Origin of the sequence: Burkholderia semiarida (genome assembly GCF_029268935.1) — a bacterium.
Taxonomy (GTDB): Bacteria; Pseudomonadota; Gammaproteobacteria; order Burkholderiales; family Burkholderiaceae; genus Burkholderia; species Burkholderia semiarida.
This window is the reverse complement of the sequence record NZ_JAHLCL010000001.1, coordinates 590859-608845: the sequence shown is the minus strand read 5'-3', so window position 1 is coordinate 608845 and position 17987 is coordinate 590859. Positions and strand designations below refer to the sequence as shown.

Genomic DNA, 17987 nt, shown 5'->3' with positions numbered 1-17987 from the left:
CGGCTTATGGGTCCGTGCGAACTTCGATAAGCCCCCCGGCGTGGCGCGCGATGGTGGTCTCCCCGCGGCTGCCCCCGTTGCTTCAGGCCCGGTCAGTAGTACCAGTACGTCTGCTGCCAGACGCCGTAGTACGGATAGCCCGAGTACCAGTAGCCGTAATAGACGTCACGCCACTGCGTGCGCCATTTCCAGTCTTCTTCGTCTTCCTTCTTCGCCTTGCGCGCGAGATCGAGCAGCTTTTTCGATTCCTTGTCGCCGCGGCCGGCCGCGATCGACAGCCACTTCTCCGCTTCGCGCGCATCGGCGCCCATTTCCTCGAGGCCGAACAGGTAGAAACTGCCGAGCGCCTTCTGCGCGTTCAGGTCGCCGCGTTCGGCGGCCTCGCGCATCCACTTGAGCGCCTGGTAGCTGTCCTGGCGCACGCCGTCGCCGCGGAAATAGCGCAGGCCGAGGTCGTAGGCGGCCTTCGGCTGGGTCTTCGCGGTTTGCTTGAGCGCGGCGATGCGCGGATCTTCGCGGTCGTCCGCATCGTCCCTTTTTTGATAGGAGACCTGATCTTTAGGGCGATCGGAACACCCCGTGTCGTCGCAGATCCGTACCGTGCTGCTGGTGATGGACGGATCCTGCGCGCAGGCGGCCAACAGCAACAGCAGCCCCGGTGCGAGTAAACGGCGATACATGGGTACTATCCTCAGGTTCTTATTGGCACCGCAATGCTTCGAGCTATCCACCCCGTGAGCTCGTACCCGGTTGCGTGCGGCGCACCGGATACAATTCCATCCGCCAACGCCGACACGCATCCCAAGGCTCTCTCAGGTTCTCTCTTTGAATCGTTCCGTCACTGTTTATTGCCGCCGCTTTTCGCCGCCCGCCCATGGCCGGCATCGACCTCCAAACATGACGCAACAAACAATAGTGACGTGGTGAGCAATAATAATGGAGAAAAATGGCATGTCAAGTTCCATCGCGCGTTTAAAGTTTGCGTGGCGCGTCAGCTTTGATATGCTCTTCCTCGCCAAAACCCTTGGAGACCCCCTCGAGATGTCCACCACCGAGCAGGCCAACGTCGATCTCATCACCGCCAACAAGGTGCGCGATCTCCTGAACCGGAACGGCATTCCGCCGCGAAGTCACAACACGACGATCGCGAACGTGCTCGGCCTGAGCTTCTCGGTCGTCACGCGCAAGATGAAAGGCCTGATCCCGTGGAACCTGTCGCAGTTGCAGGACATCGCGACGCACTTCGGCGTGCCGCCCGCGATCCTGCTCGACGACAAGGGCATGCAGCCGGCCGCGCCCGAGATGATCGACGCGACGTTCGTGATCGAATCGAAGCGCTTGCGCTGCCGCGCCGCGATCTCGACGAAGGCCACCAGCCAGATCGAAACGGATTTCGTCGCGCTGCAGTGGCAGGGCGAATGGATCGTCACCGAGCGCGCGCACGCGCGCGAGGGGCGCACGTATCCGGTCGACGTGATCGAGCTGCGCTCGGCGCAGCCGAACGTGTATGCCGCGCGGATCGCCGTGGTCGACGATTCGCACGACGTCGCCGAAACGGTCTGTGAATATTTCATCGAGAAAGGCGTGAACGCGATCCCGTACTTCGACGGCGCGAGCTTCCGCAAGGCGCTGGAAGTCGAGGATTTCGACGGCTACATCCTCGACTGGATGCTCGGCGACCAGACGGCCGCCGAGCTCGTGCGCGGCATCCGCTCGAGCGAGAACAGCGGCGCGCCGATCTTCCTGCTGACCGGCAAGATCTCGACCGGCGAAGCGAGCGAGGACGAGATCGCGCACATCGTGTCGCACTACAACGCGCGCTGCGAGGAAAAGCCGGTGCGCCTGCCGATCCTGTTCGCGGAAGTCGCGCGCGAACTGAAGCTCACGCTGCCGGGCGCGGCCGCCGCGAACTGAAGCCGGAGCGACACACCACCACACGAACCACCAGACCGAGGGAAAGACATGCGCGTTTCAACCATCTGGATCAAGACCGTGCTCGCGGCCTGCGTGCTCGGAATGGCCGCCGCGGCATGGGCCGCGTCGTCGTTCACGTTCACCGTCGACGGCAAGATCAGCAAGAGCAATCAGCAGGGGAAAACGGCCTACGTCTTTTCCGAGCCGGCGCTGATGGCGCTGCCGCAGCATACGATCGTCACGTCGACGAGCTGGACGCCGAAGGCGACCTTCACCGGCCCGCGCCTGTCCGACGTGCTGAAGACGGTCGGCGCGCAGGGTACGCAGATCGAATTCCACTGCATCGACGAATACACGTTCACGATTCCCGTTTCCGATGCCGACAAGTACGGCGTGATCCTCGCGCGGACGATGAACGGCAAGGTGCTCGGCAACGACAACTACGGCCCGCTGTGGATCATGTATCCGCGCGATCAGTATCCCGACGAGTTGAAGACGCCGCTCGGCGAAGCCAAATTCGCGTGGCAGATCATCGGCCTGACCGTGAAGTGACATGACGCGGCGGCGCTGGAGAAACAGAAAGATCATCCTGATCCTCGGCTCGCTGTGGATCGCGGGGTTCACCGCATGGGCGTTCCTGCTGTGGGATCTCCTCGCCACCTCGGTCAACGAGGGCGTGCTCGAGGGGCCGCGCGAAGGCGTGTTCTGGACCGCCGCGCAATACCGCAACGTCTATACGCGCTTCGACCGGCAGCTGATTCTCTACGCGACGCGCGAGGACGACGATTTCGATCACGTGCAGATGCAGCTCGACAGCCTGTCGGTGTCGTTCGGGTTCCTGCAGCGGCCGTCGGAAGTGTCCCGATACTGGCTGCGCATCCCGCGCGCGCGCAACGAGATCGACGCGCTCGGCGAATTCATGACGCGCCTGAAGCGCGAGGTGCCGCTGCTGCGCGACGCGCCGAAGCAGGCGCATCAGGTGATCGACGAAGTCAATGCGTACTGGCCGAAGGTCAACGGCCTCGCGAACTACTTCCGCGCGATCGAAATGGCGCAGCGCGATTTCACGTTCCATCAATTGAAGGAAAAGCAGCGCGCGATCCTGATCCTCGGCATCGTGCTCGGCGTGATCCTGTGCGCGCTGTTCCTGCTGCTGTTCTATACGATGCGTACGCGCGACGACCTGCTGGCGCGGCAAAACGCGGCACTCGATGCGGAACGCAAGGCGTCCGACCGCGCGTTCGAGATGATCGAGGCGAAGAACGCGTTCCTCGGGATGGTCAGCCACGAACTGCGCACGCCGCTGCAGGCGATCTGCGGATCGATCGAGATCCTGCTGGCACGCCCGCAGTCCGACGCGAACCTGAAGACGATCCGGCGGCTGCAGAATTCCGCACTGTCGCTGGAAGCGCTCGTCAAGGACCTCACCGACTACATCAAGCTGCGCTCGACGAAACGCGTCGCCGAACTGGATACCGTCGGCATCGCGCCGCTGCTCGCCGAAGTGCTCGAACCGCTGCGCGGGAAGATCGCGGCCAAGCGGATCGCGGTCACGCAGCTCGTCGAGCCGCCCGGCCTCGCGATCCGCTCCGATCGCAAGCTGCTGCGGCAGGTGCTGTCGAACCTGATCGAGAACTCGGTCAAGTACACCGTCGGCGGCTCGATCACGGTGGCGATCACGCTCGCGGACGCGCCGGCCGGCGAGCAGGTGCGGATCGCCGTGCGCGACACCGGCGCCGGCATCGCGAAGCAGCATCTGCCGAAGATCTTCGAGCCGTTCTATCGCGCGAACGACGCGGTCGGGCTGCACGTGGACGGGATCGGCATGGGGCTCGCGGTCGTGCGCGAAATCGTGACGACGCTGCGCGGGCATGTGGACGTGCGCAGCGTGGTCGGCGAAGGCAGCGAGTTCGTCGTGACGCTGCCGGTCGAAGCACCCGGCGTCGAACCGGCCGGCAACGCAGCAGGGGACGCGCCCGCGCTACCGCCCGCGCTTCCGCAACGCGACCGGCGCGCGCTGGTGGTCGACGACAACGACAACGCGCGCGAAACGCTCGGCGCGATGCTGTCCGCGCTCGGCATCGAGGCTGACCTGTGCGGCACCGGGCAGGAGGGCGTCGCGCGCTTCGGTTCGGGGCGCTACGACCTCGTCGTGCTCGATCTCGAACTGCCGGACCTGAGCGGATTCGACGTGGCGCGGCGCATTCGCGCGGTGGCGCAACCCGACGGCGACGGCCGGCATCCGGCGATCCTCGGCGTCAGCGCGTATGAATCGGCCGCGTTGCGCGAGAACAAGCGGGTGTTCGACGCGTTCCTGCCGAAGCCCGTCCACCTGCGCGAACTCGGCGCGCTCGTCGAGAAGCTGCTCGCCTGAGCCGCACGCCGGCGCGGCATCGCGCGCTTCGCGCTTGCCCGGCCACTCGCCTGCTCGCCTACTCGCCGATCAGATGCAGCACGATGTCGCGCCGGTGCGCCGCGCGGCGATGCTCGAACACATAGATCCCCTGCCACGTGCCGAGCACCATACGCCCATGCTCGACCGGGATCGACAACTGCACCTGCGTGAGCGCCGTGCGCAGATGCGCGGGCATGTCGTCGGCGCCTTCGGTATCGTGCTCGTAACGCGTGTCGTCCTCGGGCGCGAGCGTCGCGAAATAGCGTTCGATATCGCGCCGCACCGACGGATCCGCGTTCTCCTGGATCAGCAGCGACGCCGAGGTATGGCGGCAGAACACGGTGAGCAGGCCGGTGCGGATCGCCTGCTGATCGACGAACGCGCGTACCTGCGGCGTGACTTCGACGAGGCCGCTGCCGCGCGTATCGACGCCGATGTGCGTGATGGCCTGTTGCATCGCCGTGACCTCAGGCCAGCGCGGCGAAGCCGTCGGCTTCGATCTGCTTCGCGTCGGTGGGGCGCACGACGCGCGCGACTTCGACCCCGTCGCGCAGGAATACCAGCGTCGGCCACAGCTTCACGCCGAACGAACGGCCGAGCGGACGGCCGGGGCCGTCCTCGATCTTCAGGTGCCGCACGGCAGGATGCGCGGCGAACGACGCCGTGATCGCGGGCTGCGCACCTGCGCAGATCCCGCACCAGTTCGCGCCGAATTCGATGACGGTTGCGCCGCCCAGTGCGTCGACTTCCGCGCGGGTCGGCGCGTTGGCGGTGTAGCGTTGCTCGGTGTCCATCGGGCCCTCGTGTACGTTGGCGAAACGCGACCGCGCGCGTCGGCGTGAGGCAGGCGCGCGGCCTTCGATTTCCTACTGTAGCGGAAAAGCCCGGCCGCTGCCGGTGTCGGCCCGGCGCGGTACCCGTGCCCCTTTGCGCACCCTTCGGAATGACACGACAAGAATCGGAGCGCCGCGCCGCCGCGACAGGATCAGCATGCGGACTGACCCGTCACCGAAGGACTCGACCATGAACGCGCCCCATTGCGTCACCGAACCGAACATCCTCTACTTCGGCACGCCCGTCGTGCTGGTCAGCACGCTCAATGAAAACGGCACGGCCAATCTCGCGCCGATCTCGTCCGCGTTCTGGCTCGGCTGGCGCGGCGTGATCGGCATCGCCGCCAGTTCGCAGACCACGCGCAACCTGCTGCGCAACGGCGAATGCGTGCTGAACCTGCCGTCGTCGGCGCAGGCGGACGCCGTGGACCGGATCGCGCGCACGACGGGCACGTATCCGGTGCCCGACGGCAAGCGCGCGAAAGGCTACGCATTCGAACCCGACAAGTTCGGCACGGCCGGGCTCACCGAGGCCGCGTCGCAAACCGTCGCACCGCCACGCGCGCTCGAATGCCCGGTGCATCTGGAGGCGGTCGTCGCGGCCACGCACGGGATCGGCGACGACATGCCCGACCTGCGCGGCCGCATTCGTGTGTTCGAGGTGCGCATCCAGCGTGTGCACGTGCATCCCGACCTGCTGATGGACGATCATCCGGACCGCATCGATCCCGACAAGTGGTCGCCGCTGATCATGAGCTTCCAGAAGTTCTACGGGCTGGCGCCCCGGCAGGTGCATGCGTCGCGGCTCGCCGAGATTCCCGAGCATGCGTATCGCAGCCCCGATATCGAGCGCTCGCGCGAGGCGGGCGTACTGACCGGTTCCGTGCGGTCATGACGCCGCACGCGCCGGCACGGCGGCATCGCTGATGAACGTGACGCGGATGACCGGCGCGGTATTCGGCGGGGCGATGCCGGGCGCGCTGTACGACGCGTGCGGCGGTGGTGCGACCGGGCTGCGAGTCGCGATGCTGACGGGCGGCACGCTACAGCTCGCGGGCGCGGCGCTCGCGTGGCGCACGGCCGGCGCGCCGGCGCCGATCGGATAAGATACGGCCGGCCACGCATCTGGGCCCATGACCGAACCGACGGAGTGTTTTCAGTGATTCAACCGACCGCAGTATTCAAGGACAACCTCGCGCAACTGCCGGCCATCGACGGCATCGCGCGCATCGATCTCGTCGGCGCGAACGGCGACGTGGTCGCGACCATCGAGAATCAGCCCGGCAAGCAGGGCTCGCTCGCGGTGTACCACTATCTGAAGCAGGCGTTCGGCACGCTCGACGCGAAAGCGGCCGAGCACGGCCTCGCGGTGTTCGCCGAGCATACGGCCGACGCGCGCAATCGTCCGGGCGCGCATCCGAACGTCGATCGCCTGCTGGCGATCGTCGCGGGCGGCGATGCGCTGCGCATCGACGTGGTCGCGAAGGGCTGAGTCGTTGGCGACACGCGCGTGCCGCCTGGCGGTGCGCGCAACCGTGATGGACGGGCGGAAAAACGCGATTGCCGCGCCCGCCCCACTTTCCCCGGAGACAGCCCGCGTGTTCCTTTCCGTTGCCTCACCGCTCGCCCGCAATCTTGCTTCGATCGTTTCGATCGCGGTATTAGCCGGCGCCACGTTCGGCGGCGCGGCATCGGCCGAGCCGCTGCGCACGGGCTCCGATATCGCCGGCGCGTCGCTCGTGCCGCTCGGCACGCTGCCGCACTCGCCTGAAAGCGGTGCGCTCGATCCGTTCTGCGCGCAATATCGCGCGAAAACGACCACGGCCGCCGGCCGCGAAGTCGCGCAGCGCGACTGGATCGTGACGTCCGAGGCACCGCTCGGGCGCTATACGGTCGTGACCTTCGCAAGCGGATTCAACGCCGGCACGAGCGCGATCTGCTTCGCGCGCAACGGCAATATCGGCGTCTTCGACGGCACGACGCTCGTCGCGCTCGGCTACACCGCGCGCAAGGCCGGCTGGCAGCTCGGCTCGGTCGATCGTCTGGAAAACGGCGCGCTGCTCGTCTGGGGCGGCGACGGCCCCGGCGCGCCCGTCGGCGAGTTGCACGCGGAAAGCGGCGGCCTGCGGCTGACCCGCGTCGCCGCCGAAAGTACGCACTGCAACGGCCGCGCGGTCGTGCCGAACGTGTATGGCAAGCCGCTCGACGCGGCACGCAAGATGCTGATCGCGCATGGCTGGCAGCCGCTGCGTCCGCGCGAAAAGCCGGACGCGGCGGATGGCGCTGCAACGCTCGCGAAGCACGGCATCGTCGAAGCCGAAGCGTGCTCGGGCACCGGCGTCGGGTATTGCGCGCTGCGCTACCGGAACGCGGCCGGCGTGCTCGGCGTGACCACGGTGGGTGGCGCGCCGGACAAGCCTTCCGAGAACACCGTGATCGACTATCAGGTTGCTTGCCGCAAACAGTGAGTGGCGTGCAGGCGGCACACGCGCGATGCGTGCCGTCTGGCCATCGGGCCATCGTCCGTTCGCTCGATTGACCGGCCTCGGGCGCCCTCCTAAACTGACCTCCCTTTAACGCCGCACCGGCAAAAGGGGCCGCCATGATCGATCTCTCCACGCTCGCGCTGTTCTCCGGCGCGTGTCTCGCGCTCACCGCCACGCCCGGCCCGGACATGTTGCTGATCGCGTCCCGCAGCGTGAGCCAGGGCCGGCGCGCAGGCTTCGCGACGCTCGCGGGCATTCAGGCCGGCACCTACTGCCATGCGCTCGCTGCGGCGCTCGGGTTGTCGCAGCTCTTCGTCGCGGTGCCGCTCGCGTACGACGTCGTGCGCTTCGCTGGCGCCGCGTATCTGCTGTATCTCGCGTGGAAAACCTTCCGTTCGGATGCGACCGCGCTGTCGCCCGTCGCGTCGCAACGTCGCCACTCGACCGCGACGATCTTCCGCCAAGGGCTGACGACGAACCTGCTGAACCCGAAGATGGCGCTGTTCGTGCTCGCGCTGTTCCCGCAGTTCGTGCGGCCCGAACATGGCTCGATCGCCGTGCAGATTCTCGTGCTCGCGACGGTGCTCAACCTGATCGGGATCGTCGTGAACGGCGCGGTGATTCTCTCCGCGAGCCGGCTGAGCCAGCGGATCGGCGCGCGCCGCCGGCCGTCGAAGGTGCCGCAGTATCTACTCGGGTCCGTGTTCGTGGGGCTGGCGGCGCGGCTCGCGGTGGCGGGGCGGAACTAACCCCGTCGCGAATCCGTAGTACCCACTCCAAGCTGACACCGAGTCGCGCTGCTTCCCGGGCCCGAATTCCCGAGCGCGCTCGGTTCCGTGCATCGTCATCGACATCGATATCTCCGACCCAAGAAATACGGTCGCGAACTCCCTCACGTGTGACCAACCGCCTGTGTCCGCATCTGCGGCCCGTCGTCGTTCTTGTCGCAACATAACATATTTGTTACTATGTCGACTCATGGTTACGAGATCCAGTTCTTCAACGACCGTGTAGCGGCGGGAGTCGCGTCGTTGCCGACAACGCTGCTTGCCCGGTACTTTGCACTCGCTGACCGCATGGAACGGTACGGTCCGAATCTCGGGGAGCCTCACTCCCGACCGATGGGAAACGGCCTGTACGAAATGCGATTGAAGGGCGCGGAAGGTATTGCCCGAGTGTTTTACTGCGCGATCGTCGAGTGGCGTATCGTCATGCTGCACTGTTTCGTGAAGAAGACGCCAAGGGCACCTCTGAAGGAACTGGAAATCGCGCGTCGTCGATTGAAGGAGGTTCGAGATGGCAACGTATAAGGAACTACGTGAGCGGGCATTGGCCGACCCCGCGGTGCGCGCGGAATACGAACGATTGAATCGCGAGGAATTCGCGCTGCTCGACGCGATGCTGGCTGCGCGGCGAGAGGCTGGCTTGTCGCAAGCCGATGTGGCGGAACGGATGGGCACGAAAGCGCCCGCCATTACGCGACTCGAGCGTGCGCTCGCAACGGGGCAGCATTCCCCGTCCGTCGATACGCTGCGCAAGTATGCGGCGGCTTGCGGCAAGAGGCTCGTGATCTCGTTCGCCTGAATCACGCACGCTCGAAACGGTCGGCTTCCATGACGGATTTCAATACCGGCATGGCGCGCGAGCGCCGAAGCCGTCAGCGCGTCGCGCCCAGCGCCACGCGCAGCCGCTCCATCAACTGCGTGTAATGCTTCAGCACGTCGTCCTTCGGCACGACGTTCGCGGTCGCGAAACGCTCCGACCACGCCGGCTTCCATTCATACGAACCGTGCACGCTCCGGTCGCCGTCGGGCGCCTGGATCAGCGAGCGGATCCGCGCGTCGCGGCCCGGCCCCGTATGCATCTCGAACAGCGCATGGATGAACGTGTGATATGCGTCGTACACGTCATCGTCGAACAGGTAACGGTAGATGTGGAATGTGCGGTCGAGGTCGCGCTTCGCGCGGATCACGTCGTCCGGCGAGATGTCCTTCCAGTAGCCGATCCACGTGTAGAAGCACAGCAGCGCATTGAGCTGCGGCGCGACCGTGTCGTACAGCGCCAGCCGCTTCTCGATCAGCCGCTGGTTGGTCCACTGCACGAGTTCGAGCCGCTTCAGCCGGCGTGCGACGAGCCAGCCGAGGCACGCGACCGACAACGGCGTCAGCACGCCGAGCACGAGCTTGACGATTTCCAGTGAATTCCACGGCGTATTGAATGGCTGCATGCAGGACTCGACAGGAAAAAACGTATCCGCTGCGACGCACGACCCGGCGCGCCACGCCGCGCCGCTGGGCCGACTGCATCGGCATTGACCGTTAGTTGCTTGCACATCGAACAGTGCGCGATCGCACGGCTCATCCGGTGCGACGCGACCCACCCCATCAGTTTATCGGGCGATTGTCACCGCGCGATGACCGCGCATCGATGCGCCGCCACGCGCCCACTCCGCGCTAGGTCGGCAGCGCCGACGTGAGCTTGACCTTCTGCATCGGAATATCGGTCTTCACGCTCAGCACGCCGGGAATGCGCGTCAGATATTCCATCTGGAAGCGCCGGTAATCGTCGATGTCGGCCGCGACGACGCGCAGCAGGAAATCGCAGTCGCCGGCCATCAGGTGGCATTCGACGACTTCCGGCATCTGCTGGACGGCCTCGGCGAAACGGTTCACCGATTCCGCGTCCTGCCCCTTCAGCCACACGCGCGTGAAGATCGTCAGCCCCTTGCCGACCTTCGCGGGATTCAGCACGGCGACGTACTTCTCGATCACGCCGGCTTCCTCGAGGAGCCGCACGCGCCGCAGGCATGGCGACGGCGACAGCCCAACCTCGTGCGCGAGTTCCACGTTCTGCATGCGGCCGTCGCGCTGCAGCGCGCTCAGGATCCGGCGGTCGATAGCGTCAAGCTTCATTTGGCACCCGATTCCAAAAAATTCGCGTATCACGCGTTCAATGCCAAATTCTGAGAAAAATCTGGCCACAACGCAACCCGATTCGAGTCAAAAAAGCAGACAATCCCTCCCCCGAAGGAGGAGTAATGAGCAGTAGCGTTTCAACGTCGTCCGGGCTTCGCGACAGGCCCGCCCATGTCGCCGAGATGGGTCGCGGTTTGCGCGCGGCGCTGCCCGTCATGCTGGGTTTCGTGCCGTTCGCGCTGGTGCTGGGCGCGCAGGCCGCGCAGAAAGGGCTGAGCCTGTTCGAGGTGCCGATGATGACGGGCCTGAACTTCGGCGGCGGCTCCGAATTCGCGGCGATCCATCTGTGGACGTCGCCGCCGCATATCGCGCTGATCGTCGCGATGTCGTTTCTCGTGAATTCGCGCCACATCCTGATGGGCGCCGCGTTCGAGCCTTATATCCGGCGCCTGCCGCGCCGCCGCGCGTTCGTCGCGCTGTTCTTCATGTGCGACGAGAGCTGGGCGATGTCGCTCGCCGACGCGCGCGAGCGCTCGGCCACGCACATCAGCGTGCCCTATTACGCGGGCATCTGCATGGGGCTCTATCTGACGTGGATCTCGATGACGACGCTCGGCGCGGCGGTCGGCCCGACGATCGGCAACGTCGAACAGTACGGCTTCGACATGGCGTTCACGGCCGTGTTTCTGGTGCTGCTGCGCGGGATGTGGAAAGGCGTGCGCGCGAGCCGCCCGTGGTTCGTCAGCCTCGTCGTCGCGGCAGCCACCCATCTCGCGCTGCCCGGTGCGTGGTATGTCGCGGCCGGCGCGTGCGCGGGGCTGATCGCCGCGCTGCTGTGGGAGCCGCGCGATGCCTGAGCTTCCGGATTTCAGCACGGTCGCGACGATCGTGCTGATGGCGTCGACCACGTACCTGTCGCGCATTCTCGGCTATGTGCTGCTGCGCAATCGCACGCTGAGCCGGCGAATGGCTTCGGTGATGGAGAACGTGCCCGGCTGCGTGCTGATTTCGGTGATCGCGCCGGCCTTCGTGTCGACGCGCCCCGCCGACCTGCTCGCGCTCGCGATCACGCTGCTCGCGGCGACGCGCCTGTCGATCCTGCCGACCGTCATCGTCGGCGTCGTGTCGGCCGGCCTGCTGCGCTACCTGCTCGGCTGAGCGGGGCCGGCCGGCCGCACCGGCAATCCATTCCGCGACACGACGAACGCGGTGGACGGAAGTGGACGGGGGGAAGCCGCGGCATCATCCGGGGCCGTTGAAACGCGAAGAGCCGGGGGGGAAGCTCAGTTCGAGGAAGTTGATAGAAAGCTTGGCGGCAGTCCGTCGACGCGGGACGGTTTCGCGCCCGGCAGGGCGGAATCGCCGCGACACGCCGGATACCCCGGAATCTCGACGACACGACCTTGCAGCGGCCGCGGCACCCCCGGGTAGACATTGAAGCGGGGCACTGCCTGCCCGTCGACCGTGGCATCCTTCACCGCATAGCGTATGTTGCCGGTCGCCGTCAGAAGCGCGCCGTGCGCATCGCACGCGACGGACAGTGCCTCGCGCGTACTCTCGGGCAACTGGCGCACGAGTGCGCGGAATGCGAAGTTGACGACAATACTGCCGGTTGTGTTCTGCTGCTCCTGGGTCGACACCTTGATTTCGGGCTTGACGTCCAGCCGATATACCGTTTCGTTCTGCACCGGCTGCAGCGCTTTCAACACGATCTTCTTGGATTGCCCGGGCGCAAGACTCAGCTTGAACGGATACGCATACAGCGCCGGCCTGGCCAGGGTTCCGACGGGTTCGAGCTTCTCGTCGTCCAGCGGCACGCCCGGATTGAGCAGACGAGACAGCGAAATGGTCACGTACTCGGGCCGGTCGCCGTTGTTGACGATCTCTACGTTCGTCGTATTCGAGCCAACCGTGATTTCCTTCGGAAGCACGTCGATCGCGGCAAGCGCCGGGCTCGATATGAACCCGGCGATCACTACCGCAATCGGCACAATCGAAAAAGAGAATGTGTGCAGTTTCATGTTCGCGTCTCGGTGAATCGGCATCGTGCTGAAACATGCCGGAGGGGCGTCTTGCCGGTTATCGCTCACGTGCGCGTCATGCTCGAAAAAGCGAAATCAACGACGATCGGTAAAATGCACCGCTCGCGCGCGGGCGAACGATCATGAACCCGGGCGGCGATGCCGCGAGCAGCGGCCGCGCTATTTCTGTTTCGGCACGATCGGCTCGAAGACTAGCGACAGCGTACCTGTATAGGTTCCGGTCGTACTCTTGAAATCGCCTTCCGGCGGATACGCGGAAACGTCAAGCGTATAGTAGCCTTCCGAGTCGATTTCCTCGGATGGTGGCGCCGGATTCACGAATTCGATCGCCTGCCCGACGGTGAACTGCTTCAGGGCGGCGTTTTCGGCGCCCATGCTGACGACCGGCTTCCGGAACGCGAGCGTCGGTTTCGCCTGGTTACGAATGTCCAGCGGCTGGTCCATGCGGACCTGAAACGTGCCCGTCGTCGATACGACGCGCAGGCGCGCCTTCACCTCGTAAGGGGTATCCCACGCGCCTAACTGCTGCATCGTCAGGCCTTGCCCGAACCAGCCGCCCTTGTCGTCGGTGATGATCAGATTGTTCGGGCGAATCACCTTTGCCGTGACCCTGCTTTCGGTCTTGCCGGTGAGCGCCGCAACTTGCGCCGACGCAAACGTCGGCACCAAAGCCAGAACCGCCAACGATCCGCTCAGGATGATTTTCTTCATGTCCACTCCTACGATTTCGTCACGACCGTGAACAACAGCACGTCGCTATAGTCGCCAGCCCCCGCGGACATGCCAACGGACGTCTTGAATGTCGGCACGAAACACGTGCGATTGCCAGTGTTCAGCCTGATCGCGCTGGCGCCGATGTTCGGTAACGGGAAATTCGCGCTGCCGCCGTTCAGCGTCACGCTGTACGGAACGGTTTGCTCCGGCTTGCTGGTATTCCTGAGCAGATAGCGATTACCGGACATTCCGTTCGCATTCGTCGCGTTAATGACGAAATTGCCAGAGCTGGCAAACCCCGTGTACGTGAAGCAGAGCTGCTGCGATGCACCGGCAAGCGTCTTCTGGCTTTCCCCTCGCGGCAGTTCGCCGAGATCCCAATCCGGCGCGACCGTGTCGAGAACAAACGACGGCGCCGGTGGCGGCGGCTTCGCAGGGTCCAGCACGATGCAGGTACCGTCGGTGCTCGCCATGGTGAGATAGGCTGCGCCCGTTACCTCGCCGAAATCGTTACCCTGCGTGTAGTTGGCGGCACGAAGGGACATTCCAGGCCAGTCCGCTATCTGGGAATTGTCGATCAATACCTCGATGTTGGCCGTAAAAGCTCTCTCAGTTCTCCACTCAGTCGACAAACCATAATAAATGGCGTAACCGTCTCCGACATAAGACGAAAAATTATAGCTGCCATTCAGTATAATACGTTTGGCCGCCGTGGTACTGGGCCTCAGATTTCCCATGCGATCGTAGTTGTACACCAGTATCCCTCGGGAGACGTATGCCACATTCCCGTGATTGCCGGCGGCCGGGCGGAATTTTATCGTGACACCGAGCGTGCTGGTTCCATCGCCATTGTTCTTCCACCTGCACGCGCTATAGCTATCGATGACTTTCGCGGTTTCGAGTATGAAGGCGGATGCATTAAATGAAAGCACGGAAAGACATACAGCCAACGCACAACTCCGCCAGTACTTGATGATTTCTATCCTGCCCATCGATTTAATCCTTTCGCTTAATATTCAATCCATTTCACCATCTCACCCGATCGCACATTTCCGCGTGCTGGCGGATACGGCAACATGACGGACACCTTCGTCGGCCCGGCGCGCGATACGCGATTGCTCACACCTTCAACGGCGCCGAAGGCGCAAGCCCATGCCGTCGCATGGACGATTCAGTGCTTCGCCGCCCCGTGCTGGTAGATCACCACGCCATAGCCGACATTGACGAATAACGGTGCCGGCGCACCGTCGCTCGACGATGCATCGACGAGAATCCGCTCGTTCGGCCTGAACGTGATCCGCCACACGTTCGTCTGCGACGGCACGGCCAGCACCTTCAACCCGATGCGATACTTCTGCCCGGGCGCCACCGCCAATCGACCAGGCGACACCAGCAGGGTCGGCTTCTCCACATCCCCGACCGGCACCAGACGCTCCGGCGTATCGCCCGGATTGAGCAGCAGATGTTGTTCGACATCCAGATAGAGCGGCGTATCGCCGGCGTTCTCGACGTAGAGCTCGCCCGCCGGCTGGCCCGGCTCCAGTGTCAACTCCGCGCGCGACAGCTTCAGGACGCCGGCGGCCATGCTGCACGTGCACATGAGCGCCGCCAACGTCCCCAGTGCAATGCGCGACGCACCGCCCATCACGAGCACTCCAGCGTGTGCGGTTTGTCGTCGACCGTCAGCGACATCCGCTTCGTCGCGAAGTGCTGCGGCGTGCCCGGAAAGACGGCAATGGTTTGAGCGGTAGGCGCCTGGTCGTATTTCACATCGGTGAAGACTTCCCGCACGTTGCCGGTGTTTTCGAGGGTGAGGCCGCCATCTTCGCAGCGATGCGTCCAGCCGCTACGTTGCTTGCCGGGGGGCGGCATATGCCGGACAAGCACGCCATACCCGACGGCTACCGACATCGGCGCGGTGATCCTGTCTTGCGGCGCGTCGTCGACCTTCAGCGATCTGACCGGCAAGATATAGAGCCGATACAGTTCCTCACTGGCCGGCTCCACGAGCGACTTGAGCACGATCGAGCGCGTCTGGTTCGGCCCGAGCGTCAGCTTGTCGGGGCTCGCGAGCATGCCGGGATGCGGCAGGTTGCCGATGTCCTCTTTCTGTTCGGGCGTCTTGCCCGGATTCAGCACCTTCTGGGCCGAAATCGTCAGATAGAGCGGCGCGTCGCCCATGTTCTTCACGGTGACGTGCTGATCGTGAGCGCTGAACACCTTGGTCGTGGCCGGCATCACCATCAGCTCGCCTTCGGCCTTGGCCGGTTGAGACGCCGCAATCAGCAGGCCACATAGAATCGGAAGCGTGGTTCGCAAGTTGTGGATCATGTCGTCAATTCCTGGATATGGTTGAATGCATCGTCATTGGCAACGGAAGTCGTTTCCGTTGGCGTCTTTCAGGCTGCACGTGTAGCGATGCCCGTTCTGGTCGAGCGTGATCTGCGACAGCATCTCCTTGCTCACTATCGAGAACAAACCGTTCGGGTGCACCTTGTCGCCGGTTTCAAGCAACTTCCCGCTCAGCGGGTTGCCGTTCATATCCTTCAGGAAACCGCTGTACACCATGTTGATGTCGACCTTCGCCTTCGCCGCATAAACCTGGCCCGGGTGAGCCCGAACGATGTTTGCCGGCACTTCGACGTTCATGTCGATCGTTTCGCTATTGCTGATCACGCGTGCGAACGGCACGTCGGCGTAAGCGTTGAGCGGCACCGCATACGTGCTGTTGCCCGCAACCGGGCTGCCCTCGACGTTGAAGCCGTACTTCATGCCCGGGATATTCGGCGTCTTCAACAACATCGCGCTGCCGCTCGAGCTGTAGCGCCCGAACGCCACGCCTTGCTTGCTGGCCGCGACCATCCCGCGATAGTTGAAGTCGACGTTGCTGCCCGAGCTGCTTTGCCCGAGGTTCAGCGACGCGTCGCCGCGCGTGCCGGAGCGCGTGCCGTAGACGTTCACGCCGTAGTCGGTGCCGATCCGGCTCGCCGACAGGCCGACGGACGTCGTGCCGAAACTGTCCTGGAAATCCTTGCGAACGTCGCCGCTGAGCTGGGTCTGCCCGCGCGCATGCGCGGCGCTGAAGCTGCCCTGCACCTTGTCCAGCACCATGGTCATGTTGAAATACACGCCATAGCCGCCGCTGCCCTGATAGCTGCCCTTCTGGACGCCCAGCGCGAACGTGCCCCACAGACCGTTCGGCCGGTAGTTCCAGCGCGCCTCGGCCTGCTGCGACTCGCTGAATTTCGAGCGCTGATAGTTGTAGCTGAACGTCACCCCGCGGAAGAGGCGGCTGTAGGACACACCCGTGCTCGGCTGACCGAAGTAGAAGCGCGACACGTTCGTGTTCTGATAGCGGCTGACCATCAGGCTGCCGAGCGCCTCGCTCGCCACCGACAGGTTGACGTAGCCGCCTGTGCTGCGTTCCCCGCTCAACAGGCCCAGCGTGGGCGTGACGTCGACCCCGCCCAGCCGCGTCGGCCGCGTGACGTTGACTTCGGCCGCCCATTTGCCGCTCTGGCCGGCCAGCATCGATCCGTTGAGATAGAACTGCTTGAAGTTCCGGCTCATCGCGACTTCGAGCAGATAGCCGCCGGTACCCATCTCCTTGCCGGCCGTCACGTGCCATGCGTTGCCGCTGCTCGCACCGAAATTGAGGTTGTTGACCTCGCGGGTTTCCCGGTTGACCACGTTACCGTTGCGGTCGACGAGCCGGATCTCGACTGAGTAGTAGCCGCCCGGCAAATCGGCAAAGCTGATCTCGTTGCGGCCGAGCACGGCCGGCCGCTTCAGGATCAACCGGCCATTCCGGTAGAACTCGTAGTTGCCTTCGGCCGATGAATAGAGGATCAGCGAGCCGGTGTTGGCGTCGACCCGCAGATGGGTCTGACTGCCGACGGTCACGAACTGGTCGAAGCTCGGCGTCAGCAGCGTGCTGACCGATCCGGCCTCGTAGTCGATATTGTTCTGCTTGCCTGCCCGCAAGTACGTGCGGGAAAAGTTCTTCTGCAGGTAGTACGACGACAGCCCCTGCTGGCCGCCGCTGTAATTGCGCGTTTCGGAACGGTTCGCGTACCAGCTCATGTAGCCGAAGCTCTGGAACGGAAGCCCGACGTACGTGTTGCCGCTCACGTTGACGGCACGGTACCCGTCGGACGACGCGCGCAAGTCGACCGCCTGGTTGTTGACCAGCCCGAAACCGGTTTCCGGCGCGATGTAGTCCTCGCGCGAATCGCGGATCGCGATCGACCGCTTCAGCTTGTCGACCGTGACGTAGTACCCGGCGATCTCGACGTCGCACCCCTTGCTGCAACGCTTGTAGTCGAGCCTCGAGATGACTTCCCGGATGGTGTCGACGTCGTCGGGCGAGATGCCGTTCGCCGCATACTTGGCCGCATCGAACTGGAGCGACGTGTTGGCTGACGAATAACTGATGAACCCCGGCAGCGTGCGCCCGTTGAACGTCCCGACATAATTCGCGCTATCGTCGAGTTCGACCGCACTGAACCCCTCTGGCACCCCGTACGTGACCTTCAGTTCTGCGAATGAGTGCGACGAAACAAAAAGAAACGCACCCAGCCACAGCTTGTTGAAACGGAAAGGAGCTTGATAGGCGATCACGCTGATTTCTTCTCTTCTATGGAGGACTGGGATTTGGACGAGCGGCCATGGGAACTCGACAGGAAGCG

At 64.3% G+C, this 17987-nt stretch carries 23 protein-coding genes; 12 read left to right on the top strand and 11 right to left on the bottom strand.

Features of this window, described 5'->3' with window-relative positions; translation table 11 throughout:
- Window positions 1–92: 92 nt before the first annotated feature.
- Window positions 93–680 (bottom strand): tetratricopeptide repeat protein, encoded by a 588-nt coding sequence (locus KPB06_RS02715; RefSeq protein ID WP_059581221.1) that lies wholly within the window; start codon window positions 678–680, stop codon window positions 93–95.
- A gap of 361 nt (window positions 681–1041) precedes the next feature.
- Here KPB06_RS02715 and KPB06_RS02710 point away from each other — a divergent pair, with 361 nt between their 5' ends.
- Genes KPB06_RS02710 through atsR form a run of 3 tightly spaced genes read left to right on the top strand, consistent with a single transcriptional unit; the run spans window position 1042 to window position 4288 of the window.
- Window positions 1042–1914 (top strand): response regulator, encoded by an 873-nt coding sequence (locus tag KPB06_RS02710; protein WP_059576173.1) that lies wholly within the window; start codon window positions 1042–1044, stop codon window positions 1912–1914.
- A 48-nt stretch (window positions 1915–1962) separates the two neighbouring features.
- Complete coding sequence (locus KPB06_RS02705) at window positions 1963–2466, top strand: putative pterin-binding protein (RefSeq protein WP_060968018.1); 504 nt, start codon at window positions 1963–1965, stop codon at window positions 2464–2466.
- A 1-nt stretch (window position 2467) separates the two neighbouring features.
- On the top strand, window positions 2468–4288 hold the full coding sequence (atsR, locus tag KPB06_RS02700; protein ID WP_059576179.1) for a hybrid sensor histidine kinase/response regulator AtsR: 1821 nt from the start codon (window positions 2468–2470) through the stop codon (window positions 4286–4288).
- A 58-nt stretch (window positions 4289–4346) separates the two neighbouring features.
- On the opposite strand, the gene KPB06_RS02695 is transcribed toward atsR, so the two are convergent.
- Together KPB06_RS02695 and KPB06_RS02690 are read right to left on the bottom strand one after the other, a co-directional pair.
- The gene (locus KPB06_RS02695; RefSeq protein WP_059576183.1) at window positions 4347–4766 is read right to left on the bottom strand and encodes a secondary thiamine-phosphate synthase enzyme YjbQ; all 420 of its coding nucleotides are present in this window, start codon (window positions 4764–4766) and stop codon (window positions 4347–4349) included.
- Window positions 4767–4776: 10 nt separating this feature from the next.
- Window positions 4777–5103, bottom strand: a complete 327-nt coding sequence (locus KPB06_RS02690) for a thioredoxin family protein (protein WP_059576186.1) — start codon at window positions 5101–5103, stop codon at window positions 4777–4779.
- A gap of 229 nt (window positions 5104–5332) precedes the next feature.
- Between KPB06_RS02690 and KPB06_RS02685 the strand changes: the two genes are divergently transcribed.
- From KPB06_RS02685 to KPB06_RS02655, 7 genes are all read left to right on the top strand, one after another.
- Window positions 5333–6037, top strand: a complete 705-nt coding sequence (locus KPB06_RS02685; protein WP_059576189.1) for a flavin reductase family protein — start codon at window positions 5333–5335, stop codon at window positions 6035–6037.
- A 31-nt stretch (window positions 6038–6068) separates the two neighbouring features.
- A complete protein-coding gene (locus KPB06_RS02680) occupies window positions 6069–6248 on the top strand; it encodes a hypothetical protein (RefSeq protein WP_059576192.1) in 180 nt (59 codons plus the stop codon).
- A 53-nt stretch (window positions 6249–6301) separates the two neighbouring features.
- The gene (locus tag KPB06_RS02675; protein WP_059576195.1) at window positions 6302–6634 is read left to right on the top strand and encodes a DUF2322 family protein; all 333 of its coding nucleotides are present in this window, start codon (window positions 6302–6304) and stop codon (window positions 6632–6634) included.
- A 106-nt stretch (window positions 6635–6740) separates the two neighbouring features.
- Window positions 6741–7610 carry a PASTA domain-containing protein gene (locus KPB06_RS02670; RefSeq protein ID WP_059576198.1) on the top strand — a complete coding sequence of 290 codons (870 nt, stop codon included), beginning with the start codon at window positions 6741–6743 and terminating at the stop codon, window positions 7608–7610.
- A 134-nt stretch (window positions 7611–7744) separates the two neighbouring features.
- Window positions 7745–8377, top strand: coding sequence for a LysE family translocator (locus KPB06_RS02665; RefSeq protein ID WP_059576201.1), 633 nt, complete (start codon window positions 7745–7747; stop codon window positions 8375–8377).
- Window positions 8378–8596: 219 nt separating this feature from the next.
- On the top strand, window positions 8597–8938 hold the full coding sequence (locus KPB06_RS02660) for a type II toxin-antitoxin system RelE/ParE family toxin (RefSeq protein ID WP_059576204.1): 342 nt from the start codon (window positions 8597–8599) through the stop codon (window positions 8936–8938).
- A complete protein-coding gene (locus KPB06_RS02655; RefSeq protein WP_059576207.1) occupies window positions 8925–9212 on the top strand; it encodes a helix-turn-helix domain-containing protein in 288 nt (95 codons plus the stop codon). Before KPB06_RS02660 ends, KPB06_RS02655 begins: the two co-directional genes overlap by 14 nt.
- Before the next feature lie 73 nt (window positions 9213–9285).
- Here the strand turns inward: KPB06_RS02655 and KPB06_RS02650 are convergent, their stop codons facing one another.
- Both KPB06_RS02650 and KPB06_RS02645 read right to left on the bottom strand, forming a co-directional pair.
- Window positions 9286–9855: a hypothetical protein gene (locus KPB06_RS02650; protein WP_059576210.1), complete on the bottom strand. Its 570-nt coding sequence runs from the start codon at window positions 9853–9855 to the stop codon at window positions 9286–9288.
- Window positions 9856–10081: 226 nt separating this feature from the next.
- Complete coding sequence (locus KPB06_RS02645; RefSeq protein ID WP_006486309.1) at window positions 10082–10540, bottom strand: Lrp/AsnC family transcriptional regulator; 459 nt, start codon at window positions 10538–10540, stop codon at window positions 10082–10084.
- Between the two features lie 125 nt (window positions 10541–10665).
- On the opposite strand from KPB06_RS02645, the gene KPB06_RS02640 reads away from it, so the two are divergent.
- A complete protein-coding gene (locus KPB06_RS02640) occupies window positions 10666–11400 on the top strand; it encodes an AzlC family ABC transporter permease (protein ID WP_059576213.1) in 735 nt (244 codons plus the stop codon).
- Complete coding sequence (locus KPB06_RS02635) at window positions 11393–11701, top strand: AzlD family protein (protein WP_059576216.1); 309 nt, start codon at window positions 11393–11395, stop codon at window positions 11699–11701. The genes KPB06_RS02640 and KPB06_RS02635 overlap by 8 nt, the downstream gene beginning before the upstream one ends.
- A gap of 125 nt (window positions 11702–11826) precedes the next feature.
- Here the strand turns inward: KPB06_RS02635 and KPB06_RS02630 are convergent, their stop codons facing one another.
- The 6 genes from KPB06_RS02630 to KPB06_RS02605 all read right to left on the bottom strand — a co-directional run bounded on the left by KPB06_RS02630 (window position 11827) and on the right by KPB06_RS02605 (window position 17919).
- Window positions 11827–12564, bottom strand: coding sequence for a hypothetical protein (locus KPB06_RS02630; RefSeq protein ID WP_063892419.1), 738 nt, complete (start codon window positions 12562–12564; stop codon window positions 11827–11829).
- 180 nt (window positions 12565–12744) lie between these two features.
- Window positions 12745–13296: a hypothetical protein gene (locus KPB06_RS02625; protein ID WP_059576219.1), complete on the bottom strand. Its 552-nt coding sequence runs from the start codon at window positions 13294–13296 to the stop codon at window positions 12745–12747.
- Window positions 13297–13304: 8 nt separating this feature from the next.
- Window positions 13305–14291: a hypothetical protein gene (locus KPB06_RS02620; protein ID WP_063892420.1), complete on the bottom strand. Its 987-nt coding sequence runs from the start codon at window positions 14289–14291 to the stop codon at window positions 13305–13307.
- Between the two features lie 179 nt (window positions 14292–14470).
- Window positions 14471–14944 carry a hypothetical protein gene (locus KPB06_RS02615; RefSeq protein ID WP_059576225.1) on the bottom strand — a complete coding sequence of 158 codons (474 nt, stop codon included), beginning with the start codon at window positions 14942–14944 and terminating at the stop codon, window positions 14471–14473.
- On the bottom strand, window positions 14944–15630 hold the full coding sequence (locus tag KPB06_RS02610; protein WP_059576228.1) for a hypothetical protein: 687 nt from the start codon (window positions 15628–15630) through the stop codon (window positions 14944–14946). Before KPB06_RS02610 ends, KPB06_RS02615 begins: the two co-directional genes overlap by 1 nt.
- A gap of 33 nt (window positions 15631–15663) precedes the next feature.
- The gene (locus KPB06_RS02605; protein ID WP_059576233.1) at window positions 15664–17919 is read right to left on the bottom strand and encodes a TcfC E-set like domain-containing protein; all 2256 of its coding nucleotides are present in this window, start codon (window positions 17917–17919) and stop codon (window positions 15664–15666) included.
- Window positions 17920–17987: the final 68 nt, after the last annotated feature.

What these genes read in the sequence shown, in the direction of transcription:
- KPB06_RS02715 (WP_059581221.1), bottom strand. Translation starts at nt 680, where the DNA reads ATGTATCGCCGTTTACTCGCACCGGGGCTGCTGTTGCTGTTGGCCGCC.
- KPB06_RS02710 (WP_059576173.1), top strand. Translation starts at nt 1,042, where the DNA reads ATGTCCACCACCGAGCAGGCCAACGTCGATCTCATCACCGCCAACAAG.
- KPB06_RS02705 (WP_060968018.1), top strand. Translation starts at nt 1,963, where the DNA reads ATGCGCGTTTCAACCATCTGGATCAAGACCGTGCTCGCGGCCTGCGTG.
- atsR (WP_059576179.1), top strand. Translation starts at nt 2,468, where the DNA reads ATGACGCGGCGGCGCTGGAGAAACAGAAAGATCATCCTGATCCTCGGC.
- KPB06_RS02695 (WP_059576183.1), bottom strand. Translation starts at nt 4,766, where the DNA reads ATGCAACAGGCCATCACGCACATCGGCGTCGATACGCGCGGCAGCGGC.
- KPB06_RS02690 (WP_059576186.1), bottom strand. Translation starts at nt 5,103, where the DNA reads ATGGACACCGAGCAACGCTACACCGCCAACGCGCCGACCCGCGCGGAA.
- KPB06_RS02685 (WP_059576189.1), top strand. Translation starts at nt 5,333, where the DNA reads ATGAACGCGCCCCATTGCGTCACCGAACCGAACATCCTCTACTTCGGC.
- KPB06_RS02680 (WP_059576192.1), top strand. Translation starts at nt 6,069, where the DNA reads ATGAACGTGACGCGGATGACCGGCGCGGTATTCGGCGGGGCGATGCCG.
- KPB06_RS02665 (WP_059576201.1), top strand. Translation starts at nt 7,745, where the DNA reads ATGATCGATCTCTCCACGCTCGCGCTGTTCTCCGGCGCGTGTCTCGCG.
- KPB06_RS02660 (WP_059576204.1), top strand. Translation starts at nt 8,597, where the DNA reads ATGTCGACTCATGGTTACGAGATCCAGTTCTTCAACGACCGTGTAGCG.
- KPB06_RS02655 (WP_059576207.1), top strand. Translation starts at nt 8,925, where the DNA reads ATGGCAACGTATAAGGAACTACGTGAGCGGGCATTGGCCGACCCCGCG.
- KPB06_RS02650 (WP_059576210.1), bottom strand. Translation starts at nt 9,855, where the DNA reads ATGCAGCCATTCAATACGCCGTGGAATTCACTGGAAATCGTCAAGCTC.
- KPB06_RS02645 (WP_006486309.1), bottom strand. Translation starts at nt 10,540, where the DNA reads ATGAAGCTTGACGCTATCGACCGCCGGATCCTGAGCGCGCTGCAGCGC.
- KPB06_RS02640 (WP_059576213.1), top strand. Translation starts at nt 10,666, where the DNA reads ATGAGCAGTAGCGTTTCAACGTCGTCCGGGCTTCGCGACAGGCCCGCC.
- KPB06_RS02635 (WP_059576216.1), top strand. Translation starts at nt 11,393, where the DNA reads ATGCCTGAGCTTCCGGATTTCAGCACGGTCGCGACGATCGTGCTGATG.
- KPB06_RS02630 (WP_063892419.1), bottom strand. Translation starts at nt 12,564, where the DNA reads ATGAAACTGCACACATTCTCTTTTTCGATTGTGCCGATTGCGGTAGTG.
- KPB06_RS02625 (WP_059576219.1), bottom strand. Translation starts at nt 13,296, where the DNA reads ATGAAGAAAATCATCCTGAGCGGATCGTTGGCGGTTCTGGCTTTGGTG.
- KPB06_RS02620 (WP_063892420.1), bottom strand. Translation starts at nt 14,291, where the DNA reads ATGGGCAGGATAGAAATCATCAAGTACTGGCGGAGTTGTGCGTTGGCT.
- KPB06_RS02615 (WP_059576225.1), bottom strand. Translation starts at nt 14,944, where the DNA reads ATGGGCGGTGCGTCGCGCATTGCACTGGGGACGTTGGCGGCGCTCATG.
- KPB06_RS02610 (WP_059576228.1), bottom strand. Translation starts at nt 15,630, where the DNA reads ATGATCCACAACTTGCGAACCACGCTTCCGATTCTATGTGGCCTGCTG.